General features: G+C 41.7%; 13 protein-coding genes. 10 read left to right on the top strand and 3 right to left on the bottom strand.

Annotated elements, in window-relative coordinates; translation table 11 throughout:
• Positions 1-214 precede the first annotated feature (214 nt).
• The 3 genes from HQM15_10215 to HQM15_10205 are packed head-to-tail and all read right to left on the bottom strand — an operon-like array spanning position 215 to position 3095.
• On the bottom strand, positions 215-793 hold the full coding sequence (locus HQM15_10215) for a DUF2845 domain-containing protein (GenBank protein ID MBF0493140.1): 579 nt from the start codon (positions 791-793) through the stop codon (positions 215-217).
• Positions 794-799: 6 nt separating this feature from the next.
• The gene (locus HQM15_10210) at positions 800-1852 is read right to left on the bottom strand and encodes an FHA domain-containing protein (GenBank protein ID MBF0493139.1); all 1053 of its coding nucleotides are present in this window, start codon (positions 1850-1852) and stop codon (positions 800-802) included.
• 7 nt (positions 1853-1859) lie between these two features.
• Entirely contained in the window at positions 1860-3095 is a 1236-nt protein-coding gene (locus tag HQM15_10205) for a tetratricopeptide repeat protein (GenBank protein ID MBF0493138.1), read from the bottom strand.
• A gap of 161 nt (positions 3096-3256) precedes the next feature.
• On the opposite strand from HQM15_10205, the gene HQM15_10200 reads away from it, so the two are divergent.
• The 10 genes from HQM15_10200 to HQM15_10155 all read left to right on the top strand — a co-directional run bounded on the left by HQM15_10200 (position 3257) and on the right by HQM15_10155 (position 11338).
• Positions 3257-5416: a PEGA domain-containing protein gene (locus HQM15_10200; protein MBF0493137.1), complete on the top strand. Its 2160-nt coding sequence runs from the start codon at positions 3257-3259 to the stop codon at positions 5414-5416.
• 84 nt (positions 5417-5500) lie between these two features.
• Positions 5501-5773: a hypothetical protein gene (locus HQM15_10195; protein MBF0493136.1), complete on the top strand. Its 273-nt coding sequence runs from the start codon at positions 5501-5503 to the stop codon at positions 5771-5773.
• Positions 5774-5880: 107 nt separating this feature from the next.
• Positions 5881-6396 carry a hypothetical protein gene (locus tag HQM15_10190; protein ID MBF0493135.1) on the top strand — a complete coding sequence of 172 codons (516 nt, stop codon included), beginning with the start codon at positions 5881-5883 and terminating at the stop codon, positions 6394-6396.
• A gap of 108 nt (positions 6397-6504) precedes the next feature.
• Entirely contained in the window at positions 6505-6915 is a 411-nt protein-coding gene (locus HQM15_10185) for a tetratricopeptide repeat protein (GenBank protein MBF0493134.1), read from the top strand.
• Positions 6916-6918: 3 nt separating this feature from the next.
• Positions 6919-7836, top strand: coding sequence for a hypothetical protein (locus HQM15_10180; GenBank protein MBF0493133.1), 918 nt, complete (start codon positions 6919-6921; stop codon positions 7834-7836).
• An 80-nt stretch (positions 7837-7916) separates the two neighbouring features.
• Entirely contained in the window at positions 7917-8420 is a 504-nt protein-coding gene (locus tag HQM15_10175) for a hypothetical protein (GenBank protein MBF0493132.1), read from the top strand.
• 21 nt (positions 8421-8441) lie between these two features.
• Positions 8442-8777 carry a hypothetical protein gene (locus HQM15_10170; GenBank protein ID MBF0493131.1) on the top strand — a complete coding sequence of 112 codons (336 nt, stop codon included), beginning with the start codon at positions 8442-8444 and terminating at the stop codon, positions 8775-8777.
• 222 nt (positions 8778-8999) lie between these two features.
• Entirely contained in the window at positions 9000-9767 is a 768-nt protein-coding gene (locus HQM15_10165) for a sigma-70 family RNA polymerase sigma factor (GenBank protein ID MBF0493130.1), read from the top strand.
• A gap of 22 nt (positions 9768-9789) precedes the next feature.
• Complete coding sequence (locus tag HQM15_10160) at positions 9790-10272, top strand: hypothetical protein (protein MBF0493129.1); 483 nt, start codon at positions 9790-9792, stop codon at positions 10270-10272.
• Positions 10273-10372: 100 nt separating this feature from the next.
• Positions 10373-11338, top strand: a complete 966-nt coding sequence (locus HQM15_10155) for a hypothetical protein (protein ID MBF0493128.1) — start codon at positions 10373-10375, stop codon at positions 11336-11338.
• Positions 11339-11344 lie beyond the last annotated feature (6 nt).

Genomic DNA, 11344 nt, shown 5'->3' with positions numbered 1-11344 from the left:
GTTTGGATTAGTCCGAAAACAAAAGGCCACTTTACTGACCGTATAAAAAAGAAAAATGTAGTGCCCCCTTATTTTTATAAGCTATTGTTTTTTAAAGAATCTGTAACCGCTAGTGCGGAAGTCGGGAAGAAAGAGCACCTCATGTACAGTGAGGAAAAATGGGGGAATCCCAATGCAGCAGAGGGATTGCGCAGTAGGTTAGGAAAGTCTATTGCTATTGCGAATCCATCCACTCCAGCACTCCGTTTCTAAAACGGAGTACTCTCACAGGATTTTTAACATCCATTTGATAATTCCAAATCTCAATATTGGATTTTAGGTATTCGCTATAGGGTCCGCTTTTGATTACTTTTAAAATTTCTTCCTCGCTCGATTTCCAACTGGGAAGCCCACATTTTAAAAGGATCTGCGCCTTGGTTTCTCCAATCGACACATAACTGAAAGAATTTTGACAGCGCTCTGGATTGTTTTTATATCCTCCATAACCCCCACTAGAAATCTTGCTGAGTCGATTGTTTTCAAAGCGCAACACTTGTACCAAACGATTAGATCCAAAATCATAAATCCAATCTTCTACAGGGATAGAAATTTTATGGATGTATTCAGATCCCAGTTTTTCAACGGTTTGCTGTTGCTGATCATCCCGAATTTGAGGTTCTCCACATTTTGCCAATACCTGAGCCGAGGTGTCTCCCTCTGACACAATTTGGTTTCCACAACGTAGGGCAAAACTGGTCCGAGATAGAAGTAGCAGAGGGAATAGAAAAATAAGTATGGAGGAGAATGGTTTCATATTTGACTAAGATTTTAAAATAAAGATTACACCTAATCCCATCGAAATGAGCAGAATCAAAACGCCTATTAGAATTAAAAACAGATCCGACAACTTCAGTGAAGTGCTGGAGTTTTGGCGGGACGAAATTAACTCTGGCGGAAGAGTCCTTAAATTTGGATTTTCTGCTGGAACTTCTTCTGAGACTTGGTTTTGCTGGGAAGCCTGATCTTTCTGTCCATCGTTTGAAGCTTCCTCATTGGAAGGGAGTAGGGCCTCTTCTTGGGCGGCTTCTTTCTTGTGTTTTATTTCCATCATTTCCGCTTCACGTAATGCCGCTTCCCTCTTTTTTCGCGAGATTTCTTCGCTGATCACATCGATATTCACATCTTGAGAATTTCGATAGAGTAACTTGATGGTGCCCAGCATGATTTTGTCGCCATCACGCAATAACTTTTCGTGGATTTTTTCATTATTTACAAAAGTACCATTGCGACTTTCCAAATCGACTAGGACAATTCCCCCCAACTTTCGAATAAGTTTGGCGTGCACACGCGAGATCACTGAATCCTCTATGGGGAGATTGCACTCTGGATCTCGACCGATATTCAGTTCTTTTATTTCCGTTCTAAATTCAATTTTTTTCCCCTCGGCACTTCCATTTAAAATTTCCAAGCTAGGGAATCCATCTTTGGATAGGGCGCCAAGAATCTTCCGAATCATTTTTACTTCAACGATGTCCGTATCGGTGTCTTCTTCCACAGCCTTGCGAAGCAATTCGTCTAAAACTCCAAACTTTACTTCGAAATTTTCAATCTTGATAAGATCGCCGGGACGTAACAACTGCTTTTCAACAGGGCGAATTTTTTTTCCGTTGAGATAAGTGCCGTTTCCACTTTTTAGATCAACAAGATAGTAATCTTCTCCCTCTTGCATAATTTGAGCGTGTTTGCGGGAAATGCTTTTGTCGGCAAGTTCTACATCGCAATCAGAAGTGCGCCCCAGAGTAATCGTGTCTTGAGGTAAGTTAAATATTTGCTCTTCAGAGTTTTTTAAGTTTTTTAATGTCAGTCTTGGCATGCAGGGCTTATTTGCAATTCACTAAGTTAACGGACGTTTTCTTTTGAGCATCAAATTCCGCAGGCGCTTCCTTGATGAAGCGGCAGATAAGAGATTGAGAAGCGGTTTTATTGCCCATTTCACCTTCTAAAAGCCCCAAAGCATAGATGGCACGATAGTGATCCGGATTGATTTTTAGGGTTTTTTGAAACCAATCCTTCGCCGCCGCTTGATCTCCCATTTTGTAATAGGAATAGGCCATGTTATAGGCGGCATCTGCGTGACGAGAATTGAATTCGATGGCCTTCATAAAACGTGTGGTGGCTTCTCTATAAAAATTGCGAGCTGTACTCATGTCTCCATTTTTTTGCGAATCTTCCCCACGATAATAAGAGAGCAGCCCTAAATTATAATAGGCCTCAGAATCGCTGGTATTGATAGCGAGAGCTTGATTAAGCTCGGTTTCGGCTAGGCTATAGTTTCTTTCTTTTAGGTAATGAACCCCTAAAGTAAGATGGGCAGCTGGGCTATTGGGTGCAGCGGCAAGGGCCCGGTTGGTGGCCTCCTGGGCTTTTGCGGTATTGCCTTGTTTTTGATAAACCTGAGCCAGGGAGAGCCAGGCATCTGCATTGCTGGGATCTGTTTCGGTGGCTACTCTAAAGCGAATGAGGGCATCCTCCAACTTTCCCTGCTCCATGTAAATGTGCCCCAACTCGATAGAAGCCAAAAAATAATTAGGATTGGCATCAGTTGCTTTTCTAAAATTTTCGATGGCTTGTTTCATTTTATCTGGTTGACCTTTATGAGTGGCCAAGGCCTTGTAGGCAATTCCCATATCGTAGTAGGCATCTGCATATTTCTTATTGGATTTGATTGCTTTGTTAAAGCAATCAATCGCTTTAGAATAATCTCCCAAGGCCGTATAAACTGTGCCTAATCCTGTCCAACCCGCCGGGTAATCTTTCTCGATTTTTAGGGCCTGGTTATAGGATTCAATAGCCTTGTTCATGTCTTTTTTCATCTTGTAAGCCAGGCCCAAATTAGACCAGGCTTCAATATATTCGGGAGAAATTTCCAGAGCTGTCTTGAACTCAAAGATCGCTTTATCTACTTCCTGCTGGTTTAAAAGCAGCCCCCCCTGATTATTATGAAAAATGGCCCTATCGTGCGGTCGCACAATGTAACGTGCCGAAAGGGCTGGAATAAAGTGAAAGGAGAAGATAAAGACTAAAGTAAAGTGAAAAAAAAGTTTTTTGAGATTCATAATGAAAGTTAAAAATAGTTAAAAATTATATAATTTTTAAGGCTTTACTCATCTTAAAGATGGTTTATTTTATTTGCAATGTCAAAGTAATATGTTACCTAAAAGAGTATGACTTTTTTTATTTGCTGTTGATCCTAATTTAGAGAAGGGACAAATTGATCATGAAAAGCGTTCGACGACCCACAATTGACGAAGCTACCCTCATTAATATCGAAAATGATTCTGATAAATCAAATAAAAATCTTATTCGAGGCTCAGAGGCTTATCCTCTCCTAGAGATTCAAAGTGGGCCCAAACAAGGGGCATGGTTTACTTTATCTCAACAAAAAGAAATTACCATTGGCAGGGCAGGAGTGAATAGCATTGTGCTGGAAGACAACAGCGTTTCTCGCTCTCATACGGTCCTGCACGAAATGGGGGGCAAATTTTTTATAAAGGATGTCGGCTCTCGCAATGGAACTTACGTCAATGAGCAACGGGTACAAGAGGATTTTCAGTTAAAGCATAAGGATAAAATCAGGATAGGAATTTATAATTTGGTTTTTCTGACCGAGGCGGAAGAGATAGACGAGGATGATTTTTTTGAAGATGAAAAATCGGAGTCAGATCGTGACTCGACTTTGTTAAATGAAGTTTCGGATATTATCCAGGTTAGTAATGAGCCCCCTGTAGAAGTTCCTCCCGAGTCGAGTCCTTCTTCAGTTTCCGAACATCTCTTGCTTCCAATTGCAAAAAATGAAAATTCAAGGATGAAGACAGTCATTTTTTCTTTGTCTCTCCTTTTTTTATTTGTAGGCCTCGCTTATACGGCCTACCGATTTCACTTGAAGAAGAAGATTCCCTTTGTTCCAAAAGAAGATGTTGTTGTACAGGTCCCGAAAATAGAGGATACCCCTAAAAATACGCCCCAAGTGACTCCAGAATCGCAAGTCAATCAGTATGTGTTGCCGCCTGAATCCCAACCCACCCAAACCACCGTGGTGACTGCTCCAGAAAACACCGCCTCTTCGGGGAGCCCCGTCTTTTTGGATGTAGACGCGAAACCGTTAGCTGCTAAGATTTTTTATCAGGGAAAAGAGTTAGGGAGTACCCCCTTCAAAATAAATGTAAATGTCCCTTTGGGTGTTCCACAGGAGCTGGTAGCGGTCTACCATTTCCAGGAACTTGGGCAGGATTTTAGTGAAAAGAAAACCTTTACTGTCTCGAAACAGGATGAAATTGTTAACTTGCGATTTGAAGGGACAGTGGGATCCCTCAACGTTAAAAGTTTGCCCAAAGACTGTTCCGTTTATTTGGAGGCTTCTTTTGCTTCCAATGAACTCAAAACTCAGTCGGTGAAGTTGCAAGAAATTGTATACACGCGTCCTATTTCGCTTCCCTATGGAAATTATAAATTGGAAATCAAACGCCCGACGCGTCTGGAGGGCTCAGAGACGATAATGGATGTAGTGAGTTACTATCGTGAGTTTGTTATCAGTGCTCAAAATACCTCCTACGAGGTTTCACTCAGCGAACAAGATTTTAAAGTGTTTCCCGCAAAGATTATCACCAATCCTCCGGGGGCAGAAGTTTGGGTAGAGTCAAAAAAATATGGCGTAACTCCCTTTGATGGGAAACTTCCCTTGGTGAAAGGCACTTTTGTTCTCAAAAAAGAAGGTTATTATGATCATGAGCAGTCCATTCCCTTAACAATGAATACTCCTTTTGCCGTAGAATTGAGTCTAAAAACTTCAGAGGCGGGGCAATTCATTAACAAGGGGAAAGAGCTTATTAGTCAGGGGCAGTACGCTCAGGCGGTGGATCAATTATCGGAGGCGCTCAAACACAATCCTTCTGCCTTTGAACTGGCGGATATCAACTATCATCTGGGATTATCCTACATCCAAACCAAAACTTTTGACGTGGCCCAAACTTATCTAGAAAAGGCGAAGGCTTCTTCTCCCCAATTTAAAAGTAAGGCAGATCTGGCTATTGCAGAGGCCTTGTTAGGGGCGGGGAATTCAGCGCAGGCCTTAAACATCACGGTCGATTTGATTTTGAATGAGAAAGATGAAAAATTAAAATCGGATGCGGAAACTTTATTTCATAAGATTTCAGGTTTAAAATCGGTATTTTTAGTGAGCACGACTCCCCCGGGGGCGAAGGTCACGGTCAACGGGCAAGAGATTGGTCAAGCCTCGCCGGTTTTATTGTCGGATATTCCTCTGGGAGTTTATCATGTACTGGTTGAGAAGCCGGGTTTCAAAAAATATGAGACACGTTTTGAAATGTCGGTTTCTACTTTCAAGCCTATCCTTATCAAATTGGAACCTCTGCACTGAATATTTGCTCTTTTCTTGACGTGTAAAGATTCTGAGCTTAGAATTTCCCTTTGGAGAGGCTTACTCCATTATAGAAAGGATATTATGACAAATCCTAGTGCTTCCAAAAAAACATCCGACGAAAGCATTCCTGGTTATCCCCGTATTGAAAAGCTCATTGACACCGAAGAGTTTGACTCTTTGAACAAAGATTTTGCCGCCGCTTATGGTACCTTAGAGAAGATTGCTCGACAAAAGGCTGGGCTAGCTAAATCCAAACAAGCAAAAAAAGTGATGAAGTCGTTGGAACTTGTCATGACCTTGTTAAAAGATTTGCTTAAATTGAAATATCAAATGGTGGAAGCGAGTAAAAAATAAGCTCAAACAGAAAAAGTTTAGAAAAAAACACTCTGCACGCAACTTTCGAAGGGCTTGTGGGCGATAATTAATATGAGAAAACGAATTTATTAAAAAGGAACTTAATTATGTCTACTACAAATGGAAGTACCCCCCCCGCAGGAAGCTCAATGCTCATCGATCGCCGAGAACTTTTACGATCCAGCCAACGGGGCACAACGAATAATTCGCCTTCTGTTTTTTCAGATCTTTTAGGGGCTGCAGGAGTGGTTGCCGAGGGTAGTGCGGGAGTTTTCGATGGTAAAAGTGTTGTTCAGACAGCCCTTTCAACGGGTGGGCAGGTACTTAACACTAGTGCAGGGAGTTTTGGTGGGTCTGGTGGCTTGGTCGGTGGCTCCTTAACGCGAAGTTTAACTACTATCCCTGCTCCTCCTGTAATGCCCGGTGCCTCCTCATTACCTGGTGCGCAAAGCCCTGCAAACGATTACAATGCCCAAATGGCAGACTTCAGTAATCAGCAGATGCAAATGACGATGCTGTTGCAAAAAACTCAAAATGAATCTCTGCATTGGCAAACTATTACCAACATTATCAAGACTCAACACGAAACCGCGATGAACGCGGTGAGAAATTTGAAGAGTTAATTCGTAAAAATAGAGAAAGACTTAAGAAGGGTAGCAATTTATGCTACCCTTTTTTTTGTTCATTGGTTAAGATTTGAGTTCCAAAACGAATATCAAGGGAGGTCTTTTATGATTAGTTTTGAGACGGAGAATTTAAGAATCATGCTGGAAGCGGGTTACCTGTACATGGCCATGAAACGTTTTAAAGAGGCACGCGAAATATTTGAAGGCGTGTGTCTCTTAGCCCCAAGTAGCGATGTCCCTATGGTTGCTTTGGGGAATGTCTCTTTTGTAGAATCCAAATTTGAGGAGGCTATCAAAGTTTATAAAAAAGCCCTGGAGCTCGTGCCTGACAGTGCTTTTGCGAAGGCCTACTTGGGCGAGGCCTATTTTTTTAATCAGCAAAAAGAAGAGGCTGTTAAATATTTGGAGGAGGCCTCAAAGCTGGATGCCCACGGCAAAACCGGGGAATTTTCACGTTCCTTGCTCGATTTAATTCGCAAAGGTTTTAATCCCAACGAACAATCCGAAACAAAATAAATCATGAATAATAAGAAAATATTTAAAATGGCGGTGCTAGTTTTTTTGTTTTGTTTCTCCGCATGTACAAGAGTGGCCTTGCATCAAGATCTTAAGGAAAATGATGCCAACGAAATTCTGGTGGCCCTGCACGATCGGGGGATAGAAGCCAAAAAAACTCGAGAAGAAAAATCCCAGCAGGTGTCGTGGAGCATTGAGGTCCTTGCCAAAGACGAACCTTTGGCGCGTAAAATCTTGGTGGATAATAAGCTGCCAAAAACCAGGGAATTGGGCTTTTCGGGTATTTGCAAAGAAAAGGCCCTTATCCCTACCCCCGAGGAAGAAAAATGCAGAAGGTTGTTGGCACTGAAAGGCGAGATCATTAATTCACTTCAAAGTATTCCAGGGGTTGTAGAAGCCGATGTGGTCTTGAATATCCCTGAGGTGAGTGAGTTTGCGGTTGAAAGTCAGCCCAATAAGCATCCTACAGCTTCTGTAGTCATTCGTGTTCGAAAAAGTGCAGATGGTAGTGATTTAACCGAGGCTAAGGTCCAGCGTTTTATCTCCAATGCAGTTGAAAATCTGGATCCCAGGGATGTGGCCGCAATTATTACCTATGTCGATAATCCAAACCTGGTTGTTGCTGCAGAAAAAATGGTAAATTTTGTGAGTTACATGGGACTACAGATTTCGCCAGAATCTAAAAATCGTTTTAAAATTTATTCCCTATCTACCTTAGGGATATTTATTTTTTTATCTGGGGCTTTAATTTTTACGCTCTTTCGTCTCATTCAACTTCGTCAAAATTCTTCTCAGGATGACAATCAGTCCGGACGTAGAAATGGCGGGGGAGGGGCTGATCCCAGGCTCTTGGGTGCACCGGATTCTGGATCGAACGATATTCCCTTAATCTCAGACGTGGGATCTCAAAATTTAAAGTGATAATAAACGCATTTTTTACGAAACTTTTGAACCCTTCAAAACCGATAAGTTAGGTGTATGGTTCAAAAGGGAGGTTTTTTATGGATTCACCCAGCAATACGAATTTGCCGACGATAACGCCTGATGTCATGCGCTTTGAATATCGCCAGGTGGTGGGAGGCAATGCTTTGGATAAGCCTACGGCCGGTGAAAAATTCAAACGTTTCTTGGCCAAATTTGTGAGTTGGGGAAGTGCTATAGGCTCTATTGTAGGTAAGTTTTTTGGACCCATAGGAATGGCAGCTTCAGCCGGCTTGTACGGGGCAAAGAAACTTGCAGATGGGGCGGTTGCTCGCATGGATAACAAACGTGCCCAGGATGCAGCTTTAGATGAAGGCTCAGCGTCTTCACAAGGGGTGGAATTTGAGGCTCCAGGATTTAATAGTTTTTATCAGCAAAATGTGGCGGCGGCGACTTTATCACCATCATCAAACACCCCTTCAGTACAATGGGCTCCCTTCACTCGAGGCTTAGAAAAAGAAGTTAATTCAAGCTTAAGCAATAAATCAGGGATGACTTCTCAACTGATTGACCGCGGAGTTTAATTTTTTTGAAGAAGGAAATTTATGGCGGATCCTATTAATCGACATCGGCCTCCTCCGCCGATGGGCTGGGGCTTGAACGCGCCTCTCTCTTCTCAGAAAACGAGCAACAGTGTTGCGAGTAAATTTGAGTTAGCACTTAATCCCCAAGAGGTTCTGAAAAGTTTGGGAGGAGTACTTCAAGACCAGGAACTTTCATTTCGAGAAAGAAAAAAAGTTTTTCAGGAAGTAGTCAGAAAGGTGATTCAAAACCCTACGAATCCCTATTCCAATTTAGGCTCAAAGATGAAAGAGGACATGGTGAATCAGATTTCAACTGTTTTAGCGGATTCGCCCATTAAGGCCCCGCGTTTTACTTAGGTCTCTGTACCTTCTTTGAGGAGGTGTTTGGGGAGTTTAGTCCACAGTTTTTTTATTTTTTTAAATTGTAGTTGGAGGTGGGTAGAAAAAGATTATTTATTTCAAAGTGTTGTTCTTTGAAAAAAATAAAAAGCTAAGACGGCGAGATGGCATGGGTTGTGCTCTAGTTTAAGATTGGAGTCGATGAGTTCGTCGTAGAATCTTAAACAAGGGAGGACTTCGATGGGAACTAATACTGCCCAGTTGTCTCAAAAAAAAGAAAAAGCAGTTCTCTTTCCGCTTCGAAAAGTCATGGCAAAAAATGAAAATGCCGAACGAGACGTTTTGATTCAACAATACCTCCCTTACGCAACTTCTATTGCTAATAAGGTTTGTCAGACTTTGTCTAATGATGCGGATCGCGAAGAAATTATAGGGAATGCCCGCTTGGGGCTTTTGGAAGCGGCAAAGCGCTTTGATCCCAAGCATAATGTTGATTTCAAGACCTTTTCTTATTACCGCATTAAAGGGGCTATTTACGATGGCCTTCGCAAAACAGGTTGGATTCCAAGGTCTCTGTACGCAAGGATCAAGTTTGAACAGGCTTCGAACGAATACCTGCAAAACCTATCCGAGAAAAAACTTCAGAAAGATAGCAGTCCAGAGGAAGAAATCAGTGAAGTTTATGAAACAGTCAATTCACTCGCTTCCATTTATATTATTTCAATCGATGCTAATGAGGAGCCTCTCGACTTAGAAGATAAGAAATCAAACGATATTGAAAGTAAGGCAGAGTTCCAAAAAGTTAAAGAATTTATGCGGCAGGCAATAGAGGAGTTGGGAGACAAAGAACGGAAGTTGATAAAAATGTATTATTTTCAAAATAGAACTTTAGAAGAAGCAGGTGAAAAATTGGGTTTGTCTAAATCTTGGACTTCGCGCTTGCACTCTCGAGCTCTTGAGGTGCTGTTTAAGAAAATTAGCACCATGCAAATTAAATCAAATTCGTAATGTTGTTTTAAAGGAGAATGATATGGATCCAATTTTAAGTGAACTCAGCAGAACAATGATTGATAAGGTTGCTCCAAGCTCAGGCCCTGCTCCGAGTGAAGGTGGAGGGTTTAAGGCGGTGCTTGATCAAACTCTACAAAGTGGCAATGTATCTACCGATAAAATGCTTGAGATGGTGGATTCTGGTTTTGGAAACAAAACCCAGCTTTCCGGAAATTCTGCGGAGTCCATTCGTGTGGAATTTGCTCAGAATGCCAAGGAAGTGGGTGATGTAAACCCCAAAAAAGAGCAATTTTTCGATTTTTTAGGGGATTTCAATCGCGAACAAAACAAGATGGAAGAATTGTTGAGTATGGCGAGTTCCAAAAAATCGATGAATCCTCAAGAGCTTTGCGCGGTGCAGGCAGCCATGCAGAAGGCCAGTATGGGGAGTGAAGTGTTGGTTCGTGGAACTGAACTCGCTGTCCGTTCCGTACAGTCTACTATCAATTTGCAAGTAGGTTAGTTTTTTTTTAATCATTCATTGAGAACCCCTCCTATTTAGTTTTTAATAGGAGGGGTTTTTTGTTTGGGAAAAACTAAAAAGAAGATAGAATAAACTCCATATGACCCCCCAAGGAATTGCACAGATAGATAATTCAAAGAGAGTAATGGTAATGCTGGCCTGCTTGGCGGAGCATGAAAATGCATTTGAATTATTTCATTTTGGTTCAGAAGCGTTAGAAGCGTCTTTAATAGACTTCACTCGAGAAATTCTGAGCCTCCCCAAAAATGACAGGCAAAAGTTTATTCTTAGGGAATTTAGAAAGTTCAAGGAGCAAGAGAAATTAAGACCTGTCGAAGAGCTTCACATGGGTTGGCTCCAGGAAGCCTTAAAACAAGAAAATCCTTTTGTGGTCATCCATTTGATCCGCCCATTGGGACATTCTAAGGTAAAGCAAATCTTGCAGGCTATGCCGGAAGATTTTCTGAAAAAATTAAGAATTTTTGACAGTAAGGCCCAGCTTGATCCTGCGCTTGTTGAAATTCTGCAGAAGCGTTTTTATTCCCAGTTTTATTATGAAAAGCCCTCAAAAAATTTTGAGGAGCAACCTCTTGCCATCCTTTATTATTTAAAACTTGATTTTCTAAAATCTTTTCTCAGTCAAATTGGTCTAGAACGCTTGGCGCTGGCCTTCAAAGGGCTTCATAAAAGTGCACTCAAGGCCCTTTTTAATCGGCTTCCTCTAAAAGATGCGAAAACTCTGCAACGGCAGGTTAAATCTATCCAAAAGATTTCCCCCCGTGAAATTTCAGAATCTCAAAGTTTGCTTTTGAACCTGGCTTTGGAGACGATTGAACCCGAAAATCTTTTTTTTGAGGTTGGGCTGGCCTACATTACGAAGGCTTTTATTCCCGAAGATGCCAATTTGAGTAAGGCCATTCAATTGAGATTGCCGCCAAAGATGGCTTATCTGTTAAAACGCTACTTGGAGCAAAATCGAGTTCGAGAGGCCTCAACAGTACGTCAGCGTATTTTGAGGTTTATTCAGGAAAAAATAGCAGACTTACCGAGCCACGCTTTTTATTAAGAGGCC

The organism is Deltaproteobacteria bacterium, assembly GCA_015233135.1.
Lineage (GTDB): Bacteria > UBA10199 > UBA10199 > JADFYH01 > JADFYH01 > JADFYH01.
This window is presented reverse-complemented; position numbering and strand designations above follow the sequence as displayed.

Excerpts from the sequence above, each read along its gene's own strand:
- HQM15_10210 (MBF0493139.1), bottom strand. The coding sequence starts at position 1,852 with ATGCCAAGACTGACATTAAAAAACTTAAAAAACTCTGAAGAGCAAATA.
- HQM15_10215 (MBF0493140.1), bottom strand. The coding sequence starts at position 793 with ATGAAACCATTCTCCTCCATACTTATTTTTCTATTCCCTCTGCTACTT.
- HQM15_10160 (MBF0493129.1), top strand. The coding sequence starts at position 9,790 with ATGGATCCAATTTTAAGTGAACTCAGCAGAACAATGATTGATAAGGTT.
- HQM15_10155 (MBF0493128.1), top strand. The coding sequence starts at position 10,373 with ATGACCCCCCAAGGAATTGCACAGATAGATAATTCAAAGAGAGTAATG.
- HQM15_10200 (MBF0493137.1), top strand. The coding sequence starts at position 3,257 with ATGAAAAGCGTTCGACGACCCACAATTGACGAAGCTACCCTCATTAAT.
- HQM15_10190 (MBF0493135.1), top strand. The coding sequence starts at position 5,881 with ATGTCTACTACAAATGGAAGTACCCCCCCCGCAGGAAGCTCAATGCTC.
- HQM15_10165 (MBF0493130.1), top strand. The coding sequence starts at position 9,000 with ATGGGAACTAATACTGCCCAGTTGTCTCAAAAAAAAGAAAAAGCAGTT.
- HQM15_10185 (MBF0493134.1), top strand. The coding sequence starts at position 6,505 with ATGATTAGTTTTGAGACGGAGAATTTAAGAATCATGCTGGAAGCGGGT.
- HQM15_10205 (MBF0493138.1), bottom strand. The coding sequence starts at position 3,095 with ATGAATCTCAAAAAACTTTTTTTTCACTTTACTTTAGTCTTTATCTTC.
- HQM15_10195 (MBF0493136.1), top strand. The coding sequence starts at position 5,501 with ATGACAAATCCTAGTGCTTCCAAAAAAACATCCGACGAAAGCATTCCT.
- HQM15_10180 (MBF0493133.1), top strand. The coding sequence starts at position 6,919 with ATGAATAATAAGAAAATATTTAAAATGGCGGTGCTAGTTTTTTTGTTT.
- HQM15_10170 (MBF0493131.1), top strand. The coding sequence starts at position 8,442 with ATGGCGGATCCTATTAATCGACATCGGCCTCCTCCGCCGATGGGCTGG.
- HQM15_10175 (MBF0493132.1), top strand. The coding sequence starts at position 7,917 with ATGGATTCACCCAGCAATACGAATTTGCCGACGATAACGCCTGATGTC.